Source organism: Azospirillum largimobile, assembly GCF_977007025.2.
The window spans coordinates 1540273-1565534 of sequence record NZ_CDRMUA020000001.1 but is presented as its reverse complement, the minus strand read 5'-3'; the positions used below and the strand labels follow the sequence as shown (position 1 = coordinate 1565534).

Sequence of the window (25262 nt, the reverse complement as noted above, 5' to 3'; positions counted from 1 at the left end):
GCACAGGCCGACGGTGGTAGCAAGCGAAAATCCGGCCGCCTGCGCTGCCACCTTCGAAAAATCTACCCTCTTTCTAGGAAACCGGCTGGGTCAGCCCGGGCGCGCCGCTTGGCCGGTGCGCTGGGTAGGCCGGGTGCAACGGTGGATATCGCGCGGGATAGCTTCAGCGCATTTGACCGAAGTGCAATCGACCTGCGCAGGCGCCATGTTCCGCAAGCCGTTCAAGGCGGAGCTTGCGGTTCGGTCCATCCGGCCCGGCCCGCCGTCGGCGACGACAGCCCGGTGCCCGGAGTAGCCATGCGCAAGAACCTGTTACCGTATCATGTGGTGGAGTTGAGGGGGCTGGCCTGCATCCTGCTGGTCGCCTACCATGTGGTCGGCATTCCCGGGGCTGGCATGCAGGTGGCGGACGGATCGATCTATCGATACGCCACCGACAGCTTCGAGCTGATCCGCATGCCGCTCTTCACCTTCATCTCTGGGCTGGTCTATGCCCTGAACCCGGCCCGGGTCGAGCGGCTGACGACCTTCTTCCTCAAGAAGTTGCGCCGGCTCGGCTTCCCGTTCCTGGTGGTGTCCGCTCTCTTCTATTTCCTGCAGACCCACGCACCCGGTGCCAACGGGACCTTCGTCCCCGATTCGATGTGGCGGATCTACGTCTTCCCCTATGCCCATTTCTGGTACCTGCAGGCACTGTTCCTGATCTTCTCCGTTGTGGCGCTGCTCGATGCGGCGAACCTGATGGACCGGCCGGGCAGATTCGCGCTGGCGCTGGCGCTGGCGGTGATCGCCTGCCTGACCGTGCATTTCGACTCGAATATCCTGTCGGTGAACGAGGCCTTCTTCCTGTTGCCTCATTTCCTTCTGGGCGTCGGGGTGACCCGCTTCCGCGCGATGGTGCCGCGCAACGTTCTGCTGGGTGCCGCCGGGCTGGCGCTGGGTTCGGGGGTCGCCCTGCACCAGGCCTCGCTCTGGGGGTATTTGCCCCATTTCGGCTGGAACAGCAGCGTTGCCCTGCTGTGCGGCATGGGCGGAGCGGTGACCCTTCTCCATGCAATGCCGTCCAGCCGGGTCTTCCGCACGGTGGGGGCGTCGTCCTACGCAATCTATCTGCATCACGCGATGTTCGCCGCCGGGGCCCGCGTGCTGCTGCACCGCATGGATGCCGGGGATGGGGTGATCTTCTGCGTTGCGCTGATCTCCGGGCTGGTCGGGCCGATGGTGTTGGAGGCGCTGGCGCAGGTGAGGCCCTGGACCCGGGTGGCGCTGGTCGGCAAAGCCTGATCGTCCGTCCCCGGTCCGCGCCTGATCTCCCCGTGATCCGCCCTTGATTTGTGCGCTTTGTTTGCAGCGCAGGAAACAGCGCAAGACCCGGCGGGCAACGCCCACGAACAACCCCATCCACCAGGCGGTTTTTCGTGGGCGTTCTGTCTTATTACGTGGCGTTTTATCGTGCCATTGGCGCTTTGGTCATCGCGCGTCGCTTGACTTGCTAAAAAGTGAGGGTATGACTGTCGCCCAATCCATGGTGCCGCCGCAGGGGCGGGGCGCTTTCATCCAGGGTTTCACCGAAGCATGACCAGGGCGTTCGTCTTTCCGGGGCAAGGCAGCCAGGCCGTCGGCATGGGTCGCGAGCTCGCCGAGGCGTTCGAAGTCGCTCGTCTCACCTTTGAAGAGGTGGACGATGCGCTGAACCAACGGCTGTCGCGCCTGATGGCCGAAGGCCCCGAGGCCGACCTGACCTTGACCGAGAACGCGCAGCCGGCCCTGATGGCGGTCAGCGTCGCGGTGATGCGGGTCCTGGCGAGCGAGGGCGGGGTCGACCTGTCCAAGCATGCCGCCTTCGTCGCAGGCCACTCGCTGGGCGAATATTCCGCGCTCTGCGCCGCCGGCGCCTTCACGCTGGCCGACACCGCGCGCCTGCTGAAGCTGCGCGGTCAGGCGATGCAGAAGGCGGTGCCGGTCGGCAAGGGTGCCATGGCTGCCCTGCTGGGCGCCGATCTGGAGCAGGCGCAGGCGATCGCCGCCGACGCCGCACAAGGCGAGGTGTGCAGCATCGCCAACGACAATTCGGTCGGGCAGGTGGTGATCTCCGGCAGTGCCGAGGCGATCGACCGTGCCATCGTGCTGGCGGCCGAACGTGGGCTGAAGCGCTCGGTCCGGCTGCCGGTGTCGGCTCCCTTCCATTGCTCGCTGATGCAGCCTGCCGCCGACGCGATGGCGGAGGCTCTGGCGAACGTCACCATTTCGGCTCCGGTCGTTCCGGTCATCGCCAACGTTACGGCGTCGGCCGTGTCGGACCCCAACGCCATCCGCCGCCTGCTGGTGGAACAGGTGACCGGCATGGTCCGCTGGCGCGAGTGCGTTCTTTCCATGAAGGAGCAGGGCGTCGAACGGCTTGTCGAAGTCGGGTCGGGCAAGGTGCTGGCCGGACTGACCAAGCGGATCGACAAGGATCTGGCGGCGGTGTCGGTCGGCACGCCGGCCGATGTCGAGTCGTTCCTGAAGACCCTGTGACCGTCAGTTCCCCGATACATCAGCCTCGTGAGGCCATCCATGTTTGACCTGACCGGCAAGTCGGCCCTCGTCACCGGCGCGTCCGGCGGCATCGGCGCGTCGATCGCCCGGGCCCTGCACGCCCAGGGCGCCGTCGTCGCCCTGTCCGGCACCCGTGTCGCCCCGCTGGAAGCGCTGGCCGCCGAGCTTGGCGAGCGCGCCTTCGTCGTGCCCGGTAACCTTTCTGAGGCCGCGGCGACCGAGCAGCTGTTCAAGGACGCCGAGGCGGCGCTGGGCAAGATCGACATTCTCGTCAACAATGCCGGCCTGACCCGCGATCAGATCGCCATGCGGATGAAGGACGAAGACTGGCAGTCGGTGATCGACGTGAACCTGACGGCGGCCTTCCGCCTGTCGCGGGCCGCCATGCGCGGCATGATGAAGCGCCGCTGGGGCCGCATCGTCAACATCACGTCGGTCGTCGGCGTCACCGGCAATCCGGGCCAAGCCAACTATGCCGCGTCGAAGGCCGGCCTGATCGGCATGTCGAAGTCGCTGGCGGCCGAGCTGGCCTCGCGCAACATCACCGTCAACTGCGTCGCGCCGGGCTTCATCGCCACGGCCATGACCGACGCCCTGAACGACGAGCAGAAGCAGAAGCTGCTCCCCGCCATTCCGGCCGGCCGCATGGGCCAGCCGGAAGAGATCGCCGCCGGGGTCGTGTACCTCGCGAGCGAGGAGGCCGCCTACGTCACCGGCCAGACGCTGCACATCAACGGCGGCATGGCCATGATCTGATGAGGATCGGACGAGGCGGCATCGCCACGTGTGAAGAACGGCGCCAACCCGGCTCCCTCGCGGGTGCTGGTCAAGGCTGCTGAAATGTGTTATCGGACGGGGCTTTTCGCGGCAGGACGGCACGTTCTTCGCGTGTTGCTCCGACCGGATTATCCCGAGCGGTTTCAAGGATTGGAAGGTCTTAAAAGATGAGCGACATCGCCGAGCGCGTGAAGAAGATCGTTGTGGACCACCTGGGTGTCGAGGAGTCGAAGGTGGTGGAGAACGCCTCCTTCATCGACGATCTGGGCGCCGACAGCCTCGACACCGTCGAGCTGGTCATGGCCTTCGAGGAAGAGTTCGGTGTCGAGATCCCGGACGACGCCGCGGAGAAGATCCTGTCGGTGAAGGACGCCATCGACTTCATCAAGGCCAACGCCGCCGCCTGATCGGGCCGCGGGCATTGAGCCCCCGAGGGCCAGGCAAACCGCACCTGCTTCATCCGCAACGCGGGGCCTGGCCGTCGACGACTTGATCGTCGACATTATTTTCGAGGAAAGGTCAAGGAACAGCCTCATGAGACGTGTCGTCGTCACCGGCCTCGGTATGGTCACGCCGCTCGGCGTCGGCCACACGCTGAACTGGGAGCGGCTGATTTCCGGACAGTCGGGAATCCGCGGCATCACGGGGTTCGACGCTTCGGACCTGGCCTCCAGGGTCGCCGGGCAGCTCCCGCGCGGAACGGGTGAGGGCGAGTTCAACGCCGACGCCTTCGTTCCGCCGAAGGATCAGCGCAAGATGGATGACTTCATCATCTTTGCGATTGCCGCGGCGCAGGAAGCAATCAAGGATTCCGGTTGGGCACCCCAGACCGATGAAGAGCGCGAACGGACCGGCGTCATGGTCGGCTCCGGCATCGGCGGCCTTCCGGGCATCGCCGACGGCGCCGTGACCCTGAACGAAAAGGGTCCGCGCCGGCTGTCGCCCTTCTTCATCCCGGCCTGCCTGATCAATCTGGCCTCCGGCCATATTTCGATCCAGCACGGCTTCAAGGGTCCCAACCATGCGGTCGTCACCGCCTGCTCGACCGGCGCGCACGCCATTGGCGACGCTGCCCGTCTGATCATGTGGGACGATGCCGACGTCATGGTCGCCGGCGGTACGGAGGCTGCGGTCAGCCGTCTCGGCGTCGGCGGCTTCGCCGCCATGCGTGCCCTGTCCACCAGCTTCAACGACACCCCCGAAAAGGCTTCGCGTCCCTACGACAAGGATCGTGACGGCTTCGTCATCGGCGAGGGTGCCGGTGTCGTGGTGCTGGAGGAACTGGAGCACGCGAAGAAGCGCGGCGCCACCATCTATGCCGAGGTCGTCGGCTACGGCATGTCGGGCGATGCCCACCACATCTCGGCTCCGGCGGAAGACGGCAACGGCGGTTTCCGCGCCATGAAGGCCGCGCTGAAGCGGGCTGGGATGAACCCGTCCGACATCGATTACGTGAACGCCCATGGCACTTCGACGCCGCTCGGCGACGAGATCGAACTGGGCGCTGTGAAGCGTCTGTTCGGCGATGCCATGGACAATCTGGCGATGTCATCCACCAAGTCGGCCATCGGCCACCTGCTGGGCGCCGCCGGTGCGGTCGAGGCGATCTACTCGATCAAGGCGATCAACCACGGCATCGTTCCGCCCACGCTGAATCTCGAGAATCCCTCGGAAAGCTGCCTGGGCGTGAATCTGGTGCCGAAGGTGGCGCAGGAACGCCGCGTCCGTGCCGCCCTGTCGAACTCCTTCGGGTTCGGCGGCACCAACGCCTCGCTGGTGTTCAAGGAATTCGCGTAAGCGAAGCCCGCACCGGCGTTGCGATTTACTGCCTTCATGAGGTGAGCGATGGGCTGGGGTCTCCGAATATTCGCGGGGACGCTGGCCCTCGCGGCCGCTGCGGCGGGTGGAGTGGGCGTCTGGGGGTTCCAGCGCTACACGGCCGCCGGCCCGCTTGAGCAGGCCGAGACAGTCGTCATCCCCCGCGGCAGCGGGTTGGAGGCCATTGCCATCACACTGGGCGAGTCCGGTGTGATCGGGTCGCCTCTGGTGTTTGCCGCTGCGGCCAAGTTGACCGGAACCTTCCGCGAGTTGAAGGCCGGCGAGTACCAGTTCCCCGCTGGAATCAGCATCGAAGGCGTATTGGAGCAGATGCGCCAGGGCCGCACCGTGGTGCGCCGCATCACCGTGCCGGAAGGCCTGACCTCCGCCCAGGTGGTGGCGCTTCTGCAACGCGAGACGGTGTTGACCGGCGAGATCGCCAAGCCGCCGAAGGAAGGTTCCCTCCTGCCGGAGACCTACCACTTCGCCTATGGCGACAGCCGCCCTGCATTGGTCGAGCGCATGCAGGCTGCGATGACGCAGGCTTTGGCGGAAGCGTGGAAGAACCGGGATCCAAACCTTCCCTATGAGACTCCGCAGCAGGCACTGACGCTGGCATCCATCGTCGAAAAGGAGACCGGCGTTGCGGCGGAACGCCCCAAGGTGGCGGGCGTTTTCGTCAACCGGCTGGAATCCGGCATGAAGCTGCAGTCCGATCCCACCGTGATCTATGCCTTGACCGATGGCAGCGGTGAACTGGGGCGGGCACTGACCCGCAACGACTGGAAGCTCGAGTCGCCCTATAACACCTATCAGATCAGCGGCCTGCCGCCGGGCCCGATCGCCAATCCGGGCAAGGCCTCGCTCCAGGCGGTAATGAAGCCGGAACGGCACGAATTCCTGTATTTCGTTGCCGACGGGACCGGCGGCCATGTCTTTGCCAAGTCGTTGCCGGATCACAACCGCAATGTCGCCAAATGGCGCGAGATCCAGCAGAACAGGCAGCCCGAGCCCGGCGAAACGTCATCGGAATGACGGCCGATGACTGGGGCGGAGGGCCGATAACCATCCGCTTGGTTGCACCTTCCCCTCAATTTCGGCAGTCTTTGCATCGCAGCAGACCTGACCACCATTCCCTGGGGAGATGTGATGACCGTGGATGTCGAGCAGCGCATCCGTGACCGCGCCTATGCGATCTGGCTGGACGAGGGATGTCCGGAAGGGCGCGATGCCGAGCACTGGTTTCAGGCCGAGCGTGCGATCCTGGCGGAAACGGCAGCCATTCCTGACCGCTCTCCGGTCGTCGCGGTCGTGAAGGCGCCGCGCAAGACGACGAACGCCAAGCCAAGGGCGGTCAAGACCATCGATCAGACCGGCGTCGAGCCGGAAGCCGCGGCGGTCGAGCCCCCCAAGGCGCGCAAGCCACGGACCCGCAAGACGCTGACGGCCTGATCGGCCGCCGCCGCCGTAGCACGTCAGGCGGCGTTGGAGGCCTGCGGCAGTTGCAGGTTCGAGACGACCATGACCCCCGCGGTCGAACCATAGGACTTGCGGGCGGCGCGCAGCGCTTCCAGTGCCTCCATCAGGCTTTCTTCGGCGAAGCCGGGGGCCAGTCCGGCCAGTTCCCGCTCCGTCAAGTCGATGAAGGCGTCCAGAAGGCGCGCGTGGATGCGGCTGGCCTTGCGGACTTCATCGGCGACCATCTGTGCGGGCATGGGTAGCTCCCTTGGTATCGTGTGGGTCTAATGTTCGGGTGAGTGTCTTCTCGGGATCATGCGTTCCCGCGTGTCGATTAGGCGCGGAATAGGGTTAAAAGAACTTTAAATGCCGGATATCTCCGCTTGGGGATTAAGAATTACCACTTCGGATATTTGGGCAGCTGCGCGTATCCGGCCACTTGGCCCGACAATCGGCCACCACGTCTGTGCGACGTGAAGCAACCGTGGCAAAGGCCGGGGTTCAGCCGGCCTGAAAGCGCGACACCTGACGCCGCGTCTCATCCGCCAAGCGGGAGAGATGGACCATGGTCGCGGCGATCTCCTCCGATGCGGCGGCGTTCTTGGAGGCGACGGTTCGAACGCTTTCCACCGACCGTTCGATCTCGCGGACCGAAGCCTGCTGCTCCTCCATGGCCACGGCGACCGACTGGAAGGCGCCGTCGATGCGGTCCACCCGCTCGGCAAGCCCATCCATGCGGCGTCGCGCCTGCTCGGTGACGGCCTTGCCTTCCTCAGCCAAAGCCGCCGCGGCTTCGATGATCTCGGCGATCTGGCGGGCGCTTTCCACGGCATTGTCGGCGAGCTTGCCGACCTCTTCGGCGACGACTTCGAAGCCCTTGCCCTGCTCGCCGGCGCGGGCGGCCTCGATGGAGGCGTTGACCGACAGGATGTTGGTCTTTACCGCGATCTGGGTGATCGCCTCGGTGATGCGGCCGATGCGGCGGCTGTTCTCCGCGATGGTCTGCGACACGCGCAGCAGGCGCGCCATGTCCTCCCGACCGCGGTCGGCGAAATCGGCGGCGTCCTTCACCATGTCGGAGGCATCGCGCGTGCTGTCGGTGACATGGGCGATGGCGCGGGCCGACTGACCGACCGCTGTAGCCACATGGTCGAGATCGTCGGTCTGCTCCGATGCGCCGTCGGAGACATGGGCGATGGCCGTGCTGGCCTGACCCGCCGCGACGGCCACCTGGGTCGCCTGTTCCCCGATGGCGCGGAAGGCGGTGCCGGTCTCCTGCAGCAGCGCCACCATCTCGCCATAGGCGCCCTGGAAAGCCGGAGTGTTCCCCGTTGCGGCATCATTCACCGGCTTGCCGGAAAGCCGGTGCATTTCCCCATGCAGCCCGTGCAGCACCTGGATGACGGTGGCGACGGCGCGGCCGATGGAGCCCAACTCGTCGCGCCGGCCGGTGTTGGGCACCGCGACCGTCAGGTCGCCTTCCGAAAGTCGCTGGACGGCGGCCGTCGTGGCGGCGATCGGGCCGGTCAGACTGCGGGCGATCAGCATCGACAGCACCGCTCCGGCCGCCAGCGCTCCCAATGCGCCGCTCCACAGGAGCAGCACGGCGCGCGACCGGCCTGCTTCCCGTTCCGCGGTTTGGGCGTGGACCAGCTGCGCGACCTGATCGCTGACGGTTGCGGCGGCATCGCGCATCGCCACGCGGGCAGCGCTGCGCCGGACCACGATGTCGGCGACCAGCAGGAATTCCGTTTCCACGCCCATCACGGCGGCGGTCAGCTTCTCCGTCTCCCGCAGGATTTCGGGACCATTGGAGGCTCTCTGGACATCTCCGATGATGGACAACAGCCGGTCGATGGCTGCGTTGGGCGAATTGCGGCCGGACCCGCCCTGTTCGATCAGATACTGCTGCACGTCGAGCAAGGCGCTGCGGGTTTCCTGGATCAGCCGCCCGGCGATGGTGGTCAGCAGGGCGGAGGACTCCAGTGTCCTCAGAGCGTCCCCATCGCCGGGATCGGCCTTCAGCCGCGCCAGCGCGTCGGCATAGCGGGCCGACTGCTCCTGCGTCAGCGTCTGCGCCACCACCAGGAGGGCTGCAGTCTGCTTGCGGAGCTTCGCCAGACTGGCGAAGCGCTCGACCTCCAGCTGGACCACCTCGTCGAACGACCTCCGGTAGGCCGCCAGCTTCGCCAGTACGTCCTGCAGCGCGTCGGGGGCGACGGCATGGCCGGGCAGAGCCAGCAGGGCCTCGGCTTCGGTCTTCAACTGCTCGGTCAGTTGGCGTACCCGCCGGCTGGCGGAGGGATCGACGTCGATCAGATAGCGTGCCTCCTCCTGCCGGGCGCTGAGCAGCAGCGTGTCGAGGCGGGAGGTGCGGGCTGCGATCTCCACCTGCGTGGCGTAGGTGTTCAGGCCGCTCCATCCGGCGACGGCGACGGCAAGGGTCAGCAGCAGGACGGTGGCGAAACCCAGGGCGATGCGTGTGGCGATCGACATGCCGGTGGAGGTCCATTCAGGGCCGCGTGGCGGCGGAGCCGGGTTGAGCGGGGGAGAGGATGGGCGACCGGAACCGAGGCATGCGGCATCCGACACCACCCACTGGAATCACCTTGCTTCGGTTGGGGTGCATCCGGCAAGTCATAAGGGTGGCGTGCGTCGTCCGCGGGTTGTCGCGGGGCGCCCTTGGTCGATCGTGAGGAGCCGTTACCGCAATGTCCTTTCCGGCCAGCCTGCGAGTTCTTCCCCGGTTCGGCATCGCCGTCCTGTTGCCTTCCGCCGCGGCCTTTCTGCCCCTGTTGCTGCCCGGCCTGGTCCCGGGCATCGCGCCGCAATCCTTGTGGCTGGCGACGGGCGGTGCGCTGGCCCTGGCGCTGGTGATCGCGCTGGTGTTGGCGCTCGACCTCTCGGACGCGATGGCCCGGCTGCAGGATGCCGCCAACCGACTTGCCGAGGGTGCCGTGGACGATGCTCCCGCAGCACCGCTCCGCGGGGATGAAGCCGGGGCGGTCGCTGCCTCCCTGGCCCGCACCTTGTCGGTTCAGAACGCACTGCACGCCGCGCTTCGCCGCCTGACCCGCGAACCGGATGAAGGCCAGCATCCGCTGCCGGCGCTGCCCGGCCGCTATGCCGAGATGGCGGCGCTGGTGGAGGATGCCCGCAACTCCTTCCTGCGCATCGGCCAGCAGGCAGCCCAGGTCGCCGTCGCTGCGGGCCAAGCCAGCACGGCAGTGTCCCAGGTCGCCGACGGCGCCTCCATCCAGACCGAGGATCTGGACCGGGTGGCGAACGCCGTCGGCCGATCCGTCCGCGCCATCGCGGAGGTGACCGACAGCACGCGCGCCGCGTCCGACATGGTGCGCGTCACCGCCGGCTTCGCCGACAAGGGCAAGGCGGAGATGGCGCGGCTCGTCCGGGTGTCGCAGACCATCGGCGACAACAGCCGCCGCATCGGCCGCATCACCGAGGCGATCACCCAGATCGCGGTGAAGACCAACATCCTGTCGGTCAACGCCTCCATCGAGGCCGCCCGCGCCGGCGAGCAGGGCAAGGGCTTCGAGGTCGTCGCCGAAGAGGTCGGCAAGCTTGCCGACAATGCCGTGGAAAGCGCCCGCCAGATCGCCGAGATCGTCGAGGCCGCCGCGGCGATGGCGGAGGAGGGGATGGCCGCCACCGCGGAGGTGGTTCAGATGATGGACGGCATCGCCGAACGCGTGACCCAGATCGACCGCATGGTCCAATCCGTCGCCGCGGCCATGGCCGATCAGCAGGACCACATCGTCGAGATCGAATCGAACGTCGGCAACATCCGCACCGTCGCGTCGAAGAACGCCGCCGCGTCCGAGGAGATCACCGCGACCATGGTCCACCTCTCCCGGCTGGCCGACGACACGCGGCGGCTGGCTGAGCGCTTTCGGGCATCGTGAGCGAGGGTGGCGCTCCCCTTGGCCCGCTCGACGCCCTGGCGCGGCGGCTGCTGGACGATGTCCGGCGCAAGGCGGGCATCCGCCACGACCGTCCGCTGGAACGCAAGCTGGCGCGCATCCTCGCAGCGATGCCCCTGCCGGTGCTGGAGTAGTGGGTGGCGCAGATCGAACGGGCGCCGGCCGACAGCCCGGATTGGCTCAGCCTGATCGAGAACCTGACGATCCACGAGACCTATTTCTTCCGCGACCTGCCGCACCACGCCCATTTGCGTGGCCATCTGCTCCCCCGGCTGATCGCCGACCGCCGCGCAGCGCGGACCCTGCGGCTGTGGAGCGCCGGCTGCGCCACCGGGGAGGAGGCCTACAGCCTCGCCATCGTGACGCTGGAGGCGCTGGCCGACGTCGGGGAGGCGCACCGGACCGGACATGGCCTGGAAACCGATTGGGACGTGCAGGTGCTGGGAACCGATCTCAGCCGCATCGCCGTGCGGCAGGCTGCCAACGCCTGCTATGGCGGGGAGGGGCTTGGGCCGTTCCGCGAGATGCCGGACGGCTATGAGAGCTGGTTCGTCCCGCTGGGGAGCGAGGCGCCGCTGCACCGCCGGGTGCGTGCCGATGCCCGCCGCATCGTCAGCTTCGTCCGTCACAATCTCATGGATGCGGGCCCGCCGGACAGTGCGCCGGAGGGGGGCTTCGACCTCGTGTCCTGCCGCAACGTCATGATCTATTTCGACGACGACAGCCGCGACCGGGCGCTGGCCCTGTTGACCGCCGCGGTGGCGCCGGGCGGCTGGCTGGTGCTGGGCACCACAGACCGGTTGGGAGAAGATTGCCGGTTCGAGCGTCACCGCGGCGACCGCGCGCTCGCCTACCGGCGGCGGGAGATCGCGCCATGACGGCCGACGGCTTCCTGACCTTCGACATCGCCGGCACTCCCTTCGCCGTTCCCGCCGACCGGGTGGAGGAGGTCGCCGAATCGACCCGTACCACCCGGCTGCCCTTCGCCCCGCCGCAGGTGGAGGGACTGGCGACCGTCGGCGGTCGCATCCTGCCGGTTCTGGACGTCACCGGCTATCGGTCGCTCGGGTTGGCTTGGGCGGGCGGACGGCGGGGCGGGCTGCTGATCGTCCTGCGTGCCGGTGCCGGGCTGCTGGCCCTGCGCGCCGGCCGGATCGGCGGCACCCTGCCGGCGGAGCGGGTGACGCTCGCCGGGGCGGAGCCGGAGGATTGCGGGACGCCGGTCGCCGGCCGCCTGCGCCATTGCGACCGCTTGCTGCGCCTGCTCGACCCGGACCGGATGGAACTGGGGCGGGGGGCCGTCCATGCCGGGATTTTCGATGCCGACGCGCTGACCGGTGCCGCCGCCGAGCCGCCGGACCCGTCGCGCGAGCGGGCCGGCGTCCGCCTGCTGATGGTGGAGGTCGCCGGGCGGCCGCAGGCATTGGAAACAGCCGATCTGCTGTTGGTCTTCCCGCTCGCCGACCTGCGCCCTCTGCCCAACGCGCCGGCCATCGTCCGCGGGGTGGCGTCGGTGCCGAAGCGGTCCGTTCTGGTCACCGATCCGCTGGGGTTCGGCGACCGTCCCGGCGGCTATACCGTCGTGCTGCGAACACGCCGTGGCCCCGTTGGCGTACGGGTGGACGGCGTGCGCGGGGTGGTGCGCGTGCCGCTGGACCGCATGCGCGCCGGGGAGGCCGGTGCGCCGGCCCAGGTGGTGGATTACGATGGAACTTGGCTCGACGTGAGGAGCGGGGCACGCATGCTGGGCGATCATCTCGACGACATCGGCGGCTTCATCCCCGAGGGAGGCGATCCGGACGACGATCTGGCCGAAAGCCGCCTGCCGCGCCGCTTCTACCGCCGCTTCCTGACCTTCGCGGTCGAGGCGCGGGTCTATGCCCTGGAGTTCGAAAAGGTGCGCCGCGTCGTGGAGTCCTCCGACCGCATGCGTCTGCCGCAGGGGGCGGAGAGCTTTGACGGATTGACCGACGTGGACGGCCGCATCCTGCCGGTGCTCGATCTGCGCCGGCTGTTGTCGCAGGGGCCGGTCGGTGCCGCACCCGCCACGCCCGGGATCGCCATCCTGGTGGAGATCGACGGCGGCACCGTGGCGGTGATCGCCGACGAGATCCAGCGCATCCGCAAGATCGCCGCGGAGGACGTCGATCCGCTGTCTGACCGCCTGACCGCCGCCGTCATCCGTCTGGACCATGCGCTGATCCCGGTGCTGCGGCCGGAGGGGCTGACCGCCGCCTCTTCCGCCGTCTCCACCGCAGCCAAAGCCCTTCCGGCCGGGACCGCCGCGCCATGACCGATCCGCGCATCCGCCTGCTGGTCGTCGACGACAGCAACTTCGTCCGCATCGCGCTCCGCAAGATGCTGGAGCCGGCCTCCGACATCGAGATCGTCGGCGAGGCGCGCAATGGGGCCGAGGCGCTGCGCCTGTCGCGCAAGCTGAAGCCGCATGTCGTCGCCATGGACCTGAACATGCCGGTCATGGACGGCATCGAAGCGGTGCAGGCCATTGCGGCGGAAAAGGGTCCGCCCTGCATCATGGTCTCCAACGAAACGTCCGACGGGGCGGCGGCCACCATCCGGGCGCTGGAGACCGGGGCGGTGGATTTCGTCTGCAAGAACAGCTCCTTCATCACCTTCGACATGGCGTCCATCGAACGCCAGCTGACCGAGAAGGTGCGCCACTGGGGCCGCTGGCGCATGGAGCTGACCGGGGAGGCGGCCAGCGCCCCGACGCCCACGCCCGTGGTGGAACCGCCGGCCCCATCGCACCCTGCCATCCGCGGCGGCATCCGCGTGCATCGCCCCGACCTGGTCGTGGTGGGAGTCTCCACCGGCGGGCCGGTTGCGCTGGCGGAACTGCTGGGCGCGCTGGCGCCGCTGCCCTGTCCGCTGGTGGTGGCCCAGCATATGCCGGCCAGCTTCACCGCGGGCTTCGCCGCGTCGCTCACCCGGTCGCTCGGCCGTCCGGTGGTGGAAGGTGGCGACGGTGCGGCACTCGACCCTGCCGCGGTGACCATCCTGCGCGGCGGCGGCGACTGGATCGTGCGCCGTACGGCTTCCGGCCGGTTTTCCCTGCATGCCGCCGATCCAGCGGAGACCATCTACCATCCCTCCGCCGACCGGCTGTTCCGTAGCGCCGCGGAGGCGGCGGAGTCGCCTGTCGCCGTCGTGCTGACCGGAATGGGCGAAGACGGCAGCACAGGGGCCGCCGCTTTCGCCGAGCGGCGTTTTACCGTCCTGGTCCAGGATCCGGCCACCTGCGCGGTCGATGGGATGCCGAAGGCGGCGATCCGCGCCGGGGTGGCCACGGAGGTGTTGCCGGTCGCGGGAATCGCCCGCAAGCTGAACGCCCTCTTCTCACCCGCCTGACCACCACACCCGATCCGAACGCCGTTTGGCACTGCAAGCATAGGAAACTGTCACCCATGGCGAAGCCGACGATCCTGCTGGTCGATGACTCGGTGCTGATGCGCACGATCATCGGCGACATCGTGCGCGCGGACGACGAGCTGTCCCTCGTCGGTGCGGCCGAAAACGGCAAGGTGGCCCTGGAGATGGTCAAGAGCCTCAAGCCGGACATCGTCCTGCTCGACATCGAAATGCCGGAGATGTCGGGGCTGGAGGTGATGGAGCATCTGTCGCTGATGTCACGCGCGAAGGTGATCATCATCTCGTCCGTCGCCCAGGTCGGCTCGCCCGAAGCGACCGAGGCCCGTGCCTTGGGAGCGGTGGAAATCATCGCCAAGCCGTCCGGCACCATGAGCCTCGACCTCGCCCATAAGAAGGGCCACGACATCGTCGCCGCCATACGCCGCGCCGCCGGCCTTCCGCCCGTGAAGCCCTGATCCCCGGCTTGACGGCCCCTTGAGCGGTGACCCCATGAGCGGTGACCCCATGAGCGGTGACCCATGAGCAGCGAACTGATCGAGACCCTGTGGCGGCAGTTCGGCGTCGAGGCCGGCGAGCATTTCGACCTGCTGGAAAAACTGCTGTCGGCCACCCCTGGGAACATGACGGACGCGGAGCGTATCGCCGCCCTGTTCCGCTCCTTCCACTCGCTGAAGGGGGCGGCCCGCGCCATGGACCTCTTCGCGATGGAGGCGGTGGCCCACCGGGCGGAAACGATTCTCGGCCGCGTGCGCACCGGCGCACTGCCCCTGACGGAGGAGGTCGCCGCCCCGCTGCTGGACGCGCTGGATGCGTTGCGTGGACTGGCGGAGGCCGGCATGCGCGACCGCCGCGACGGGCAGGCGCCGGCCGAACTCCTGGCGCGGCTCGACGCACTGGGCGGTGAGACCCCGGCCGTCAAAACGGATCCAGCATCGCCGCCGCCCCCGCCGGCGCGGCTGCACGAAAACGAGCGGATGCTCGGTCTTTTCGTCGGGCTGCTGCATGACGGCATGGCGACGCTGACCCGTGCGCTCGACCTCGACAGCCTGGATGAGGAGGGGATCCGCACCGTCGACGACACCGCCGACCGGCTGGAACTGGCCTGCGAGCGGCTGAACTTCCTGCCCTTCGCCGACACGCTGCGCCGCTTCCGCGAAGCGCTGACGGCCCGCGATGCGGACGGCATCCTGCGCGAGCTTCAGGGCGTCGCCACCGCCAGCGCCCGCATCGGCCGGCTGACCGGCAAGGACGCCGGGGCGGCGATCCTGGCGACCCTGCTTGCCGACCACAATGCCCAGCTTCTGGCCCAGGGCAGCGCCCGCGCCGATGCGCTGCTGTCCGATCCGGCGGCCCTGGCCGACGGGACCGTGGCCGGTGAACTTGCGGGCCTGCTCGACCGCATGGCGTCGACGCTGGACATCGTCCGGTTGCCGCGCGGCTCCGCCCTGTTGCGGGTTCTGGCGGATGTGATGCGCCGGGCGCCCGCCGCCGGTCATGCCGACTGGCCCGTCCTGCTGGACGACGCCCGCTGCGCGCTGGCCGATCTGGCGGCATGGGCCTCCCGCGACCCGGCCGAGGATTTGGAGGTCGATGGCGCTGCGGCGCTGGAAGGGCGCCTGCGTGCCTTCGTCGATGCCGTTTCCGCCGAGAGGGAGGCCGGGGAAGCGCGCCGCCCGCTGAGCGCGGACGAGTTGTCCGGTCTCGGGCTCGATCCCGGCCTGCTGCGCTTCCTGTCGCCGGACAGCACCGCCGACCTGCGCGCCGCCATCGCCGACCCGTCCGTCCGGCTCTATGAGGTCACCGCCTTCCTGGAGACATCGGCGGAGGTGGCCTCCGGCTTCGTCCAGTGGATGGGCAGCAAGGTGCGGGCGATCACCAACTGGCCGGAATTCATCGACGGCAAGACCTGGCTGCGCGTGCTGATCGCCTCGCCGCAGGAGCTTCCAGCGCTGGCCGACGCGCTGGCCGGCATCGATCCCGGCGGCGGGTTCCTGCGCATCCGTTCCTGCACCCCGTCCGAACCGTCCGCGGATGACGAGGCGGCACTCACCAACGGAATGATCGAGGAACCGGCAGGCCCCGCATTGCCGGTGGTCGCTCCCGCCGCCGCCGCGACGACGCCGGTCCTTGCGTCCAGCTTTCCGCCGGCCACGCCCGCCTCCCCGGTGCGTCCCGCCGCGGCCCCCGGCGGCGGCGTGCTGCGTGTGCCGGGGGAGGTGGTCGACCGCTTCATGGCGCGCATCGACGGCATGGTCCTGCTGTCCGGCGACCTGAACGCCACCGCCAACGACTTGCGGATGGAGAAGGCGCTCGCGTCGCTGGCCGAGAGGCTGGGCGCCGGCGATCCCGACCTCCGCGCCCTGCAGGAGGCGGTGGAGCATCAGCGCCGCGATCTGCTCGACCTCGACACCCAGCTCAGCCGCTCCGTCGACCGGTTGCGGGAGGCGGCGCTCGACCTGCGCGTCGTGCCCATCGAAACCCTGTTCAACCAATTCCCCCGCGTCGTGCGCGAACTGGCGCGGCTCCAGGGCAAGTCGGTGCGCTTCGTCATGGAGGGCGGCGAGGTGCGCATCGACAAGAGCATGGTGGAGACGCTCTACGACCCGCTGATGCACATGGTCCGCAACGCCATCGACCACGGCATCGAGACGCCGGCCGACCGCGAGGCCGCGGGCAAGCCGCCGCAGGCGACGCTCTGCCTGCGCGCCATCCAGCGCAACAGCCGCGTGGTGGTGGAGATCGCCGACGACGGACGCGGCATCGCCGCGGAGGCGGTGCGAGCCAAGGCGGTTCGCCAGGGTATGATCGGCGAGGAAGACAGCCTGCAGCTCTCGCCCGAGGCCGTGCGCGAGTTCATCTTCGCGCCCGGCTTCTCCACCGCCGACATGGTGACCGAAACGTCGGGCCGTGGCGTCGGCATGGACGTGGTGCGCAACGCCATCACGCGGCTTGGCGGCAGCATCGTCATCCGCACGCGGGAGGGGGCTGGCACAGCCTTCGCCATCGACCTGCCGCTGTCGGCCGCGATCCTGCGCACCTTGCTGGTCCAGGTGGACGATCAGGTGCTGGCGATCCCCGACCGCTTCGTGGAGGAGGTCTGCGGCTTCACCGCCGACGAATTCCACCTTGTGTCCGGCTGTTGGACCGTGATGCGCCGCAAGCGGGTGCTGCCGGTGGTCCGGCTGGCTGACGCCCTGGGTTTCCCCGCCGAAGGGGAATGGCCGCCGGCCGGTCCCGGCCAGCGCCTCATCGTCGTGCTCCGTCATGGGAGCCGCCGCATCGGGCTCGAGATCGACCGGCTGCTGCGACGGGGCGACCTGTTCGTCCGCGAAAGCCATCCCGGCCTTGCCGAGGTGCCCGGAGTCGGCGGCGTCTCCCTGCTGAACGACGGCCGCATCGTCATCATCCTGGACGGCGACGAACTGTACCGGCTGGCTGCCGCGGCCCAGCGGCGGGAGGCCGCCGCCCCGGCGCTCCACCCCGGCCCCTCCACCCCGGCATGAACGCCGGTTCATGACGCGGATTTCATGGTCGGGTCAGGTTCGGGACAGGGCGGCCGGGCTAAAGTCCTTCTTGTGACGCGGTCGGGCCAGCCCCCCTGAAACACCGGCCAGTCATCCAGAGCGTCTTCTCATCTGGTGTCTCTTCCCGATGGTCCCCTGCCATCGGACATGACCGTCCGGTTCTCCCGTTTGCCTCCGGACGGTACCTATCGGCGGAGCGCGTCCAAGGCCATTTCGCGGCCGACGTTGCCCCCCACCGCAGGCCCCGGCCCTGGGTGTGCTCCGCCGTTCCTTCCTTCCCCGATCCCCCTTTTCTCCGGTTGCGTCCAGCGGCCTTGACGCCGCCCCGTCCAACCGGCTTTCTGAAGGCCGTCAAAGGCTTTCCCGATAGCGTCCCGCCCGTGCGTCCCGCCATCCTGTTTCCGCTGTTCAAACCGGTCACGGCACTCCCCGGCCTCGGCCCCCGTCTGGGCAAGCTGGTGGAGAAGCTGGCCGGCGCCCATGTGGTCGATCTGCTCTGGCATCTGCCCTGCGGGGTGGTCGACCGCCGCTTCTCGCCGAAGATCGCGCAGGCGCCGCACGGCCGCATCGCCACCCTGACGGTGCGCATCGATTCGCACGCGCCGCCGGTGAACCCGCGCCACCCCTACAAGATCCGCTGCACCGACGAGACCGGCGTCTTGGAGCTGGTGTATTTCCACATCCGTGGCGACTGGCTGTCGAAGCAGATCCCGGCGGGGACCACCATGGTGGTCTCGGGCAAGGTGGAGTGGTTCAACGACACCGCCCAGATCACCCACCCCGATGCCGTGGTTCCGGTCGATTCGAAGGAAGATCTGGAACTGGTGGAGCCGGTCTATCCCATGACCGCCGGCCTGCCGGCCAAGACCCTGCGCAAGGCGGTGCGCGCCGCACTCGGCGATATCCCCCGGCTCGACGAATGGCAGGACCCGGCTTGGCTCGCCCGCCGGCAATGGCCGACCTGGGCCGAGGCGCTGACCCGCGCCCACACGCCGGAGGACGAAGGCGACCTTGCCGCCACCGCGCCCATCCGCTGCCGCCTCGCCTATGACGAGCTGCTGGCGAACCAGCTGGCGCTGATGCTGGTGCGGGCCAGCCAGCGACGGCTGGCCGGGCGGGTGACGCAGGGCGACGGCAGCCTGCGCCGTGCCGCGCTGGCGGCGCTGCCCTTCTCGCTGACCGGATCGCAGGCGGCATCGCTGGAGGACATCTACGCCGACATGGCGGCCGAGCGGCGCATGCTGCGGCTGCTGCAGGGCGATGTCGGCAGCGGCAAGACCGTCGTCGCGCTGATGGCGATGCTGAACGCGGTGGAGGCCGGCGCCCAGGCCGCCCTGATGGCGCCGACCGAGATCCTCGCCCGCCAGCATGCCGAGAGCCTCGCGCCCCTGTGCAAGGCGGCGGGGGTGGAGATCGGGCTGCTGACCGGGCGCGACAAGGGCAAGGCTCGTCAGGCGGTGCTCGACCGGCTGGCGTCGGGCGAACTGCCGCTGCTGGTCGGGACCCATGCCCTGTTCCAAGAGGATGTCGCATTCAAGGATCTGGCGCTGGCGGTGATCGACGAACAGCACCGGTTCGGCGTCCATCAGCGCCTGCAGCTTTCGGCCAAGGGGCGGGCGGTCGACGTGCTGGTGATGACCGCGACGCCGATCCCGCGCACCCTGACGCTGACCGCCTACGGCGACATGGACGTGTCGCGCCTGACCGAGAAGCCGGCCGGCCGCAAGCCGGTGCAGACCGTCACCATCGCTCTCGACCGGCTGGAGGAGGTGGTCAACGGCATCCAGCGCAAGGTGGCGGAGGGCGCCAGGGTCTATTGGGTCTGCCCGCTGGTCGACGAATCGGAACAGAGCGATCTCGCCGCCGCCACCGAACGCCACGCTTTCCTGCGCGCCACCTTCGGCGACCGGGTCGGGCTGGTGCATGGCAAGATGCGCGGGCCGGACAAGGACGCGGTGATGGCCGCTTTCGCCGCCGGCAACCTCGACGTTCTGGTCGCCACCACCGTAATCGAGGTGGGCGTGAATGTTCCGGAAGCGACAGTGATGGTGATCGAGCATGCCGAGCGCTTCGGCCTCGCCCAGCTCCATCAGCTGCGCGGCCGGGTCGGGCGCGGCGAGAAGCCGTCGAGCTGCCTCCTGCTGTTCGAGTCGAACCTGACCGAGACGGCGCGGGCGCGGCTGAAGACGCTGCGAGACACCGAGGACGGCTTCGTCATCGCCGAAGAGGATTTGCGCCTGCGCGGTGCCGGCGAGGTGCTGGGGACGCGTCAGTCCGGCCTGCCCGGATTCCGGCTGGCCGATCTGGCGGTGCACGGTGATCTGCTGGCAGTGGCGCGCGACGACGCCCGGCTGGTGGTGGAGCGTGATCCCGACCTCGCCAGCCCGCGCGGGCAGGCGTTGCGGACCCTGCTCTACCTCTTCGAACGCGACGCGGCGGCCAAGACCTTGCGGTCGGGCTGATCCCGGTCGTCGTCCTGATCCTGGTCCTGATCCCGTTCATGGCCGGCCGGCGGCTCCACCAGGGTGGGGCGGCGGTCGGGCGGAACGACGATGCCGCCGGACATCACCAGCTTCAGGCCGTCTTCGACCGACATGTTCAGCGCGGTCACCTCGCGCCGCGGCACCATCGCCAGATAGCCGGCGGTGGGCGGCGCGCAGGGGATGAAGACGTTGACCATGTCCTCTGCCTGTCCGGCCAACTGCAACTGCACCTCCGGATGGGCGCTGCCGGTGATGAAGCCCAGCGACCACACGCCGGGGCGCGGATACTGGATCACCACCACTTCGCGGAAGGCGTTGGATTTCTTGGCCAGCACGGTCTCGAAGATCTGCTTCACCGCGCCATAGACGGAGCGGACGACCGGCATGCGCCCGACCACCCCTTCGCCGAGGCCCAGAACCAGCCGGCCGACATAGCCGGCGGCGAAGGCGCCGATCAACGTGACGACGACGATCACCACCAGCAGCCCAAGGCCGGGGATCGAGAAGGGCAGGTAGTTTTCAGGGTTGTAGGCGCTGGGGATCAGCGGTCGGATATGGCCGTCGATCAACGAAACGAACCAGCAGGCGATATAGGCGGTGATGGCGATGGGGGCGGTGACCAGGATGCCGGCCAGGAAATAGGCGCGCAGGCGCCCCATGAAGCCGATGCCCTCGCGGCGGTGCCGCGCCGGCTCCGCCGGCTGGGCTTTTTCCTGTGCCTTCAGGTCCTTCTGATCTCCGCTCACGCCTGTCCATCCGCCTGTCGTCTGCCCGCGCCATAGTGGGGCAAGCGCGCGCCGCTCTCAACTGCCGTGTGGAGCGGACGGGTCAGCCGACAAGCGATCCGGCGATCACGCACAGCAGGGTGACGGCCCCGGCGATGGCGGCGCCATCGACATGGTTGGGGAAGGCCTGCCAGAACTCTTCGCCGGAGATCGGCTCCGGCGCGTCGAACTCGTCCATCGACAGGCCGGCGGCCATCCCGCCGCAGGTGCGGTCGGCGATCGCGCCAGACAGGTGAGCCATGGCGACGGCCAGGTAGCAGAATGTGGTGAAGTCCAGAAGGAAGCCGAGCGTGCTGGTCGATTCGCCCAGCGGGCTGGCAGTGAAGCCGGTGGCGGCGACCGTGCTGGCCATGGCGATGGAAGCGGCAAGGGGGATCAGGGCGACCGACAGCAGGCGCTGGGAATCGACGCGGCGGGCGGTGGGCACGGGGAACAGGCTAGGCATGATCGACGCTCCGGCAGCAGGTGAGAGGGCGGAGGGGGGACTGATTGGCGGGATCTGAGTTCCTTCTGCCCGTTCAGCGTTAACGGAGGGTTGACACCGGCCATTGGTCACAACGCCTTCCCCCTTTGTGCAGGTCGAGCTATCCTTTCGCGCAACAAGCAATCCGGGCCGGAGGCCGAAACAGTCCCGTGTCAAAAGCCGAGTTGCCGAACCTGGAGGCCGTGCCCGAAGCGACGCATGCCGGGCTGGACCGCATCGCGCTGCTGCATCCGCTGACCGCGGAGCAGCGGTCGGACGTGGCGCGCCAATGCCGCTGGCGCCGCTTCGCCCCGGACGAGCAGTTGATCGACCATTGGGCGGAAACCCGTGACGTGGCCTTCATTGTGGACGGGCGCGTGCGTGTGGTCAGCCACTCCGCCGGCGGGCGCGAGGTGAGCTTCAGCGACATCGAAAGCGGGGAATTGGTCGGGGAGATGTCGGCGCTGGACGGCCGGCCGCGCTCCGCCTCGGTCGTGGCGCTGGGGGAGGGAGCCTTGATCGCCTTCCTGCCGGCCCGGCCCTTCCAGCAGCTGGTGGCTGCCCATCCCGAACTGGCGATGGCGATGATGCTGCGGCTGTGCGACAAGCTGCGCAGCGCTACCGACCGCATCATGGAACTGTCGACGCTGGGTGCCAACAACCGCATCCATGCCGAGCTTCTGCGCCTTGCCAAACGGGGCACGCGGCGGGGGGCCTCGGCGATCATCGCCCCCATTCCGGTTCATTCCGACATCGCCGCCCGCGTCAGCACGACCCGTGAGACCGTTGCCCGCGTGCTGAGCGATCTGACCCGCGACGGTGTTCTGGAACGGCGCTCCGATGCACTGGTGGTGCGCGATCTGCCGAAGCTGGAACTGCTGGTCGAGGATGTCCGCGGCGGCGTGTGACGCGCCGAAATCGGGGCTCAGCCTGTTGCAACCCAACTCTGAAAATGGACCGGCCCAAAAATGAAAAGGCCGCGGCCGCCCGTAAGAACGGGCAGTGCCGCGGTCGCCTTTCGGTTCCGGTCGATGTGCTGCGCCGAGGTCAGCGCTGCAGCGAGCGGAACAGGATCGCCATGGGGGTTGCCTGCACCCAGTCCGCCAGGAAGATGCCGACCGGACGCATCACGATGGCCGCCGGGGTGGCTTCCAACCAGTCGGCGATGAAATCGCGGACCGGATGCAGCGACAGGCCGTCGCCATGGATGTCTTGATCACCGCGATGAAGGCTGAGGCTGCTCATGATGGTCTCCGTTGAAGAAGGCGGGAAGGTCGGCGGTGGGATCAGTGCTTCAGCAGGCCGAGGACGATGCCGGCCGGGGTGGCGGCGACCCATTCGCGCAGGAAGGCCGCGACCGGGCGCAGGACCAGATAAGCAGGGGTGGCTTCGAACCAGGCCACCGGGAATTCGGCGACGGCGTGCAGGGCATCGGTCGAAGCGTGGTTGTCGGTGCCGGGCTGGAAAGTGGTGGTGGTCATGATCGGTCTCCATCAAGCTGGTGAGGAGACTATATACTGGTATACCCAATGCCAAATACGCTTCCTCTGCATTGCTGGCTGCTGCAAAAATTACAGCTGCACCGAGATTTTCTTGATCAGATCATTGGCGCACCAATTAATCAGTTACACAAACCTTATGCGGCCGATCGGCCCGTCGGGGGTGCTCCCACAGCGCGGCTGAAATGTTTGAACGATCAACCAACGTCTTGACAGTCCAGGCTGAAAAAACGACTTCAAGTCCATGGTTCAATACATCGGTCCCGATCCGCTTCGCAGCTTGTACGATGCCGTGCAAACCCTGCGGCGCGAACCTTCCGCCGCTCCCGAAGCCTCTCGCACGGCCAAGCTGCTGGCGCAGGGGCGTGCCCGCATGGCGCGCAAGGTGGGGGAGGAAGCGATCGAAGTGGCGATCGAGGCCATGCGCGGCGACCGCGACGCGCTGGTGATGGAGGGAGCCGACCTTCTCTACAACCTCGTCGTCCTGCTGGCAGACTTGGACATCGCGCCCGACGAAATCCTGGCGGAACTGCGCCGGCGGGAACTGGCCTTCGGGATCGCGGAAAAACTGCCGAAGTCCGACGATCCGATCAACGGGGTGGGAGCCGCAGCGGCCAAACGCGGCAAGCGCTGAGCCGCGCCGTCAGGACGTCTCGTCCTCCTGCGGGAAGACGAGATCGAAGCGCGTGCCGTCGGTGCGGGTGAAGCGGTACTCGCCGCGAATCTGCCGGGCGAAGGCGCGGATCAGATCCATACCCATGGAGCGCCGTCCCGGCTCAGCCGCCGGCTCCGGTTCGGGGGTGCCTGTGCCGTCGTCCGCCACCGCCAGGTGCAGCATGCCGTCTTCCGCCGTGACGGTGATGGTGATGGTGCCGGAACAGCGATCCGCAAAGGCATGCTTGAAGGCGTTCGACAGCACCTCGTTCAGGATCAGGGCGAAGGGAACCACCCTGTTCAAATCGACGGCAACCGGTTCCACGTCGTGATGAATGGCGATCTCCCGACCCGGACGCCTGTGGAAACTGCCGAGATGGCCGATCAACGCCTCGATGAAATTGTCGAGCCGGACCGAGGACACCCCGGTCGAGCGGTAGATCTGCTCATGGATCAGTCCCATGGTGTTGATACGGCTCAGCGCTTCGCTGAACGGCGCCTCCAGTTCCGGCGAGCGCTGGGCCTGCAATTCCAACAGGCTGAGAATGACCTGAAGATTGTTCTTCACCCGGTGATGGATGTCGCGCAGCAGCACCTCCTTGTCCGCCAGCGCCTGGTCCAGGTGGTGGGTGCGCTCGGCGATGCGGCTCTCCAGCGCTTCGTTGGAGCGGCGCAACGCTTCCTGCGCGTCTGCGGCCTGCCGCGACCGGCGTAGCGCGATGACGCCAAGCAGTCCGAGCAGTCCGATTGATGGAACGGCGAACAGGGCATAAGGCTCGACCCGGTTGCGCCATGCCGCTTCGATGGAGGCGATATCGGTGCCATAGACCACATACACCGGGAGATTCGGCACCTTGCGGCGGGCCAGCACCCGTTCCACCCCGTCGAAGGAGGTCACGGCGCGGAAGGTGCCGTTCGCGTCAGGCGTGGTGACCAGTTCCGGAAACTGGCCGATGTCGGCGCGGTCCGGGGCACTGCCCAGGGGTTCCCGGACGATCGCCCGGCCATCTTCGCGCAGAAGCAGGATGACGTCGCGCGGATCATGCAGGACCGACCGGTAGAAATCGGCGAAATAGCCCGGCAGAAGAGAAATCTGCACCACGCCCTGGAACCGGTTGCCGGGCAATTCCATCCGGCGGCTGAGAGTGAAGAAGATTTCCGAGTTGATCTTGCCGCTCAGCCGCGGGCCGATATGGATGGCGTCGCCGGCACCGAGATGGGCGCGGAAATACTCGCGGTCGGCGGCGCTCAGCACGCGCATCGGCCATTCGAAACTGCTGGCGCGGACACGTCCCGTCTCGTCGGTAATCCAGTAGGACTGAACCTCCGGCGTTTGCGACGCCAGCGTCTTCAGCCGTTCGTGCAGCAGGGGGGAACCGTCTATCCGCTCCCATCCCAGATCGTCGACCATCCATTCCAGATGGGACAGCGTCATGGCATGGATGCCGAGAGTCTTCGCCGCATGTTCTTCCAGCACGCGGGCGATCGCGGTGCTGCGGCTCTCCGCCTCCGCCATCACCTGACTGCGGTACTGGTGGGCGGCAATCGCCAGCATCGCGACCGCCAGGGCAAGGGCGACCGCCAGCAGCGCCAGGACTGCCGGCGAGGCGGCCTTGCGTTCCATTCGAACCGCATCCGGCCCTTGCACGGGTATCGGAGTCCCGGCGGCGCGTGCATCCTGTTCGAAGCCGGCAGGGGTCATCTGGTCGTGGCGTTCCGTTGATGGAGGGCGATGGTTACGTTCAAGCATAGCGCAACCTCCCACTCCCGTCATCCTACAACCATGTAGGGATTTAGGTGGGATGGTTATCCCGCTATGGTCGGGCCGTGGAGTGGGGACATCACCGTACGGCGCGCAGGGGCAGGGGGCGCGGAAGGAAACCATCCGGGCCCATGGGAAAAAGATGCGCAGAGGCGCGACGTTGCTGGGTG

At 68.0% G+C, this 25262-nt stretch carries 24 protein-coding genes; 17 read left to right on the top strand and 7 right to left on the bottom strand.

All coding sequences use genetic code 11. The features are described from left to right. Nucleotides 1–297: 297 nt before the first annotated feature. From ACWPKK_RS07250 to ACWPKK_RS07220, 7 genes are all read left to right on the top strand, one after another. Nucleotides 298–1284, top strand: coding sequence for an acyltransferase family protein (locus ACWPKK_RS07250; RefSeq protein WP_452002300.1), 987 nt, complete (start codon nucleotides 298–300; stop codon nucleotides 1282–1284). A 291-nt stretch (nucleotides 1285–1575) separates the two neighbouring features. Further along, nucleotides 1576–2517 carry an ACP S-malonyltransferase gene (gene fabD, locus ACWPKK_RS07245; RefSeq protein WP_014247972.1) on the top strand — a complete coding sequence of 314 codons (942 nt, stop codon included), beginning with the start codon at nucleotides 1576–1578 and terminating at the stop codon, nucleotides 2515–2517. Between the two features lie 39 nt (nucleotides 2518–2556). After that, the gene (gene fabG / locus ACWPKK_RS07240; protein WP_324865724.1) at nucleotides 2557–3294 is read left to right on the top strand and encodes a 3-oxoacyl-[acyl-carrier-protein] reductase; all 738 of its coding nucleotides are present in this window, start codon (nucleotides 2557–2559) and stop codon (nucleotides 3292–3294) included. A 188-nt stretch (nucleotides 3295–3482) separates the two neighbouring features. Then, a complete protein-coding gene (locus ACWPKK_RS07235; RefSeq protein ID WP_014247969.1) occupies nucleotides 3483–3722 on the top strand; it encodes an acyl carrier protein in 240 nt (79 codons plus the stop codon). A gap of 127 nt (nucleotides 3723–3849) precedes the next feature. Beyond that, nucleotides 3850–5112 carry a beta-ketoacyl-ACP synthase II gene (gene fabF / locus ACWPKK_RS07230; protein WP_324865726.1) on the top strand — a complete coding sequence of 421 codons (1263 nt, stop codon included), beginning with the start codon at nucleotides 3850–3852 and terminating at the stop codon, nucleotides 5110–5112. A gap of 48 nt (nucleotides 5113–5160) precedes the next feature. Beyond that, nucleotides 5161–6168, top strand: a complete 1008-nt coding sequence (mltG, locus tag ACWPKK_RS07225; RefSeq protein ID WP_452002295.1) for an endolytic transglycosylase MltG — start codon at nucleotides 5161–5163, stop codon at nucleotides 6166–6168. Nucleotides 6169–6282: 114 nt separating this feature from the next. Then, complete coding sequence (locus tag ACWPKK_RS07220) at nucleotides 6283–6585, top strand: DUF2934 domain-containing protein (RefSeq protein ID WP_452002292.1); 303 nt, start codon at nucleotides 6283–6285, stop codon at nucleotides 6583–6585. A gap of 23 nt (nucleotides 6586–6608) precedes the next feature. Here the strand turns inward: ACWPKK_RS07220 and ACWPKK_RS07215 are convergent, their stop codons facing one another. Together ACWPKK_RS07215 and ACWPKK_RS07210 are read right to left on the bottom strand one after the other, a co-directional pair. Further along, nucleotides 6609–6848 carry a hypothetical protein gene (locus ACWPKK_RS07215; RefSeq protein ID WP_324865732.1) on the bottom strand — a complete coding sequence of 80 codons (240 nt, stop codon included), beginning with the start codon at nucleotides 6846–6848 and terminating at the stop codon, nucleotides 6609–6611. Between the two features lie 244 nt (nucleotides 6849–7092). Then, nucleotides 7093–9087 (bottom strand): methyl-accepting chemotaxis protein, encoded by a 1995-nt coding sequence (locus ACWPKK_RS07210; RefSeq protein WP_452002288.1) that lies wholly within the window; start codon nucleotides 9085–9087, stop codon nucleotides 7093–7095. A gap of 215 nt (nucleotides 9088–9302) precedes the next feature. On the opposite strand from ACWPKK_RS07210, the gene ACWPKK_RS07205 reads away from it, so the two are divergent. The 8 genes from ACWPKK_RS07205 (at nucleotide 9303) to recG (ending at nucleotide 19908) form a co-directional block, all read left to right on the top strand. Next, a complete protein-coding gene (locus ACWPKK_RS07205) occupies nucleotides 9303–10514 on the top strand; it encodes a methyl-accepting chemotaxis protein (protein ID WP_452002285.1) in 1212 nt (403 codons plus the stop codon). Next, nucleotides 10511–10666 (top strand): hypothetical protein, encoded by a 156-nt coding sequence (locus ACWPKK_RS07200; protein ID WP_452002282.1) that lies wholly within the window; start codon nucleotides 10511–10513, stop codon nucleotides 10664–10666. The genes ACWPKK_RS07205 and ACWPKK_RS07200 overlap by 4 nt, the downstream gene beginning before the upstream one ends. 3 nt (nucleotides 10667–10669) lie before the next feature. Further along, on the top strand, nucleotides 10670–11410 hold the full coding sequence (locus ACWPKK_RS07195) for a CheR family methyltransferase (protein ID WP_452002279.1): 741 nt from the start codon (nucleotides 10670–10672) through the stop codon (nucleotides 11408–11410). Beyond that, entirely contained in the window at nucleotides 11407–12825 is a 1419-nt protein-coding gene (locus tag ACWPKK_RS07190) for a chemotaxis protein CheW (protein ID WP_452002276.1), read from the top strand. The genes ACWPKK_RS07195 and ACWPKK_RS07190 overlap by 4 nt, the downstream gene beginning before the upstream one ends. Further along, nucleotides 12822–13901, top strand: coding sequence for a chemotaxis-specific protein-glutamate methyltransferase CheB (gene cheB / locus ACWPKK_RS07185; RefSeq protein WP_452002274.1), 1080 nt, complete (start codon nucleotides 12822–12824; stop codon nucleotides 13899–13901). Before ACWPKK_RS07190 ends, cheB begins: the two co-directional genes overlap by 4 nt. Nucleotides 13902–13957: 56 nt before the next feature. Next, nucleotides 13958–14377, top strand: a complete 420-nt coding sequence (locus ACWPKK_RS07180) for a response regulator (protein ID WP_452002272.1) — start codon at nucleotides 13958–13960, stop codon at nucleotides 14375–14377. A 63-nt stretch (nucleotides 14378–14440) separates the two neighbouring features. Next, nucleotides 14441–17425, top strand: coding sequence for an ATP-binding protein (locus ACWPKK_RS07175; protein WP_452002269.1), 2985 nt, complete (start codon nucleotides 14441–14443; stop codon nucleotides 17423–17425). A 401-nt stretch (nucleotides 17426–17826) separates the two neighbouring features. After that, entirely contained in the window at nucleotides 17827–19908 is a 2082-nt protein-coding gene (gene recG / locus ACWPKK_RS07170) for an ATP-dependent DNA helicase RecG (protein ID WP_452002266.1), read from the top strand. Here recG and ACWPKK_RS07165 read toward each other — a convergent pair. Together ACWPKK_RS07165 and ACWPKK_RS07160 are read right to left on the bottom strand one after the other, a co-directional pair. Beyond that, nucleotides 19860–20675 carry a DUF502 domain-containing protein gene (locus ACWPKK_RS07165; protein WP_452002263.1) on the bottom strand — a complete coding sequence of 272 codons (816 nt, stop codon included), beginning with the start codon at nucleotides 20673–20675 and terminating at the stop codon, nucleotides 19860–19862. The genes recG and ACWPKK_RS07165 overlap by 49 nt on opposite strands. 82 nt (nucleotides 20676–20757) lie before the next feature. Next, entirely contained in the window at nucleotides 20758–21159 is a 402-nt protein-coding gene (locus tag ACWPKK_RS07160; RefSeq protein WP_014247954.1) for a hypothetical protein, read from the bottom strand. A gap of 221 nt (nucleotides 21160–21380) precedes the next feature. On the opposite strand from ACWPKK_RS07160, the gene ACWPKK_RS07155 reads away from it, so the two are divergent. Continuing rightward, nucleotides 21381–22085 (top strand): Crp/Fnr family transcriptional regulator, encoded by a 705-nt coding sequence (locus ACWPKK_RS07155; protein WP_452002261.1) that lies wholly within the window; start codon nucleotides 21381–21383, stop codon nucleotides 22083–22085. A gap of 139 nt (nucleotides 22086–22224) precedes the next feature. Here ACWPKK_RS07155 and ACWPKK_RS07150 read toward each other — a convergent pair whose 3' ends face one another. Beyond that, the gene (locus ACWPKK_RS07150) at nucleotides 22225–22422 is read right to left on the bottom strand and encodes a hypothetical protein (RefSeq protein WP_324865754.1); all 198 of its coding nucleotides are present in this window, start codon (nucleotides 22420–22422) and stop codon (nucleotides 22225–22227) included. Nucleotides 22423–22463: 41 nt separating this feature from the next. Next, nucleotides 22464–22658, bottom strand: coding sequence for a hypothetical protein (locus ACWPKK_RS07145; protein WP_149221842.1), 195 nt, complete (start codon nucleotides 22656–22658; stop codon nucleotides 22464–22466). A 262-nt stretch (nucleotides 22659–22920) separates the two neighbouring features. Here ACWPKK_RS07145 and hisE point away from each other — a divergent pair, with 262 nt between their 5' ends. Next, complete coding sequence (gene hisE / locus ACWPKK_RS07140) at nucleotides 22921–23310, top strand: phosphoribosyl-ATP diphosphatase (protein ID WP_452002258.1); 390 nt, start codon at nucleotides 22921–22923, stop codon at nucleotides 23308–23310. Nucleotides 23311–23319: 9 nt separating this feature from the next. Here the strand turns inward: hisE and ACWPKK_RS07135 are convergent, their stop codons facing one another. Continuing rightward, complete coding sequence (locus ACWPKK_RS07135; protein WP_452002256.1) at nucleotides 23320–24954, bottom strand: sensor histidine kinase; 1635 nt, start codon at nucleotides 24952–24954, stop codon at nucleotides 23320–23322. Nucleotides 24955–25262: the final 308 nt, after the last annotated feature.

Excerpts from the sequence above, each read along its gene's own strand:
- ACWPKK_RS07250 (WP_452002300.1), top strand. The coding sequence starts at position 298 with ATGCGCAAGAACCTGTTACCGTATCATGTGGTGGAGTTGAGGGGGCTG.
- fabD (WP_014247972.1), top strand. The coding sequence starts at position 1,576 with ATGACCAGGGCGTTCGTCTTTCCGGGGCAAGGCAGCCAGGCCGTCGGC.
- fabG (WP_324865724.1), top strand. The coding sequence starts at position 2,557 with ATGTTTGACCTGACCGGCAAGTCGGCCCTCGTCACCGGCGCGTCCGGC.
- ACWPKK_RS07235 (WP_014247969.1), top strand. The coding sequence starts at position 3,483 with ATGAGCGACATCGCCGAGCGCGTGAAGAAGATCGTTGTGGACCACCTG.
- fabF (WP_324865726.1), top strand. The coding sequence starts at position 3,850 with ATGAGACGTGTCGTCGTCACCGGCCTCGGTATGGTCACGCCGCTCGGC.
- mltG (WP_452002295.1), top strand. The coding sequence starts at position 5,161 with ATGGGCTGGGGTCTCCGAATATTCGCGGGGACGCTGGCCCTCGCGGCC.
- ACWPKK_RS07220 (WP_452002292.1), top strand. The coding sequence starts at position 6,283 with ATGACCGTGGATGTCGAGCAGCGCATCCGTGACCGCGCCTATGCGATC.
- ACWPKK_RS07215 (WP_324865732.1), bottom strand. The coding sequence starts at position 6,848 with ATGCCCGCACAGATGGTCGCCGATGAAGTCCGCAAGGCCAGCCGCATC.
- ACWPKK_RS07210 (WP_452002288.1), bottom strand. The coding sequence starts at position 9,087 with ATGTCGATCGCCACACGCATCGCCCTGGGTTTCGCCACCGTCCTGCTG.
- ACWPKK_RS07205 (WP_452002285.1), top strand. The coding sequence starts at position 9,303 with ATGTCCTTTCCGGCCAGCCTGCGAGTTCTTCCCCGGTTCGGCATCGCC.
- ACWPKK_RS07190 (WP_452002276.1), top strand. The coding sequence starts at position 11,407 with ATGACGGCCGACGGCTTCCTGACCTTCGACATCGCCGGCACTCCCTTC.
- cheB (WP_452002274.1), top strand. The coding sequence starts at position 12,822 with ATGACCGATCCGCGCATCCGCCTGCTGGTCGTCGACGACAGCAACTTC.
- ACWPKK_RS07180 (WP_452002272.1), top strand. The coding sequence starts at position 13,958 with ATGGCGAAGCCGACGATCCTGCTGGTCGATGACTCGGTGCTGATGCGC.
- ACWPKK_RS07175 (WP_452002269.1), top strand. The coding sequence starts at position 14,441 with ATGAGCAGCGAACTGATCGAGACCCTGTGGCGGCAGTTCGGCGTCGAG.
- ACWPKK_RS07160 (WP_014247954.1), bottom strand. The coding sequence starts at position 21,159 with ATGCCTAGCCTGTTCCCCGTGCCCACCGCCCGCCGCGTCGATTCCCAG.
- ACWPKK_RS07150 (WP_324865754.1), bottom strand. The coding sequence starts at position 22,422 with ATGAGCAGCCTCAGCCTTCATCGCGGTGATCAAGACATCCATGGCGAC.
- ACWPKK_RS07145 (WP_149221842.1), bottom strand. The coding sequence starts at position 22,658 with ATGACCACCACCACTTTCCAGCCCGGCACCGACAACCACGCTTCGACC.
- hisE (WP_452002258.1), top strand. The coding sequence starts at position 22,921 with ATGGTTCAATACATCGGTCCCGATCCGCTTCGCAGCTTGTACGATGCC.
- ACWPKK_RS07135 (WP_452002256.1), bottom strand. The coding sequence starts at position 24,954 with ATGGAACGCAAGGCCGCCTCGCCGGCAGTCCTGGCGCTGCTGGCGGTC.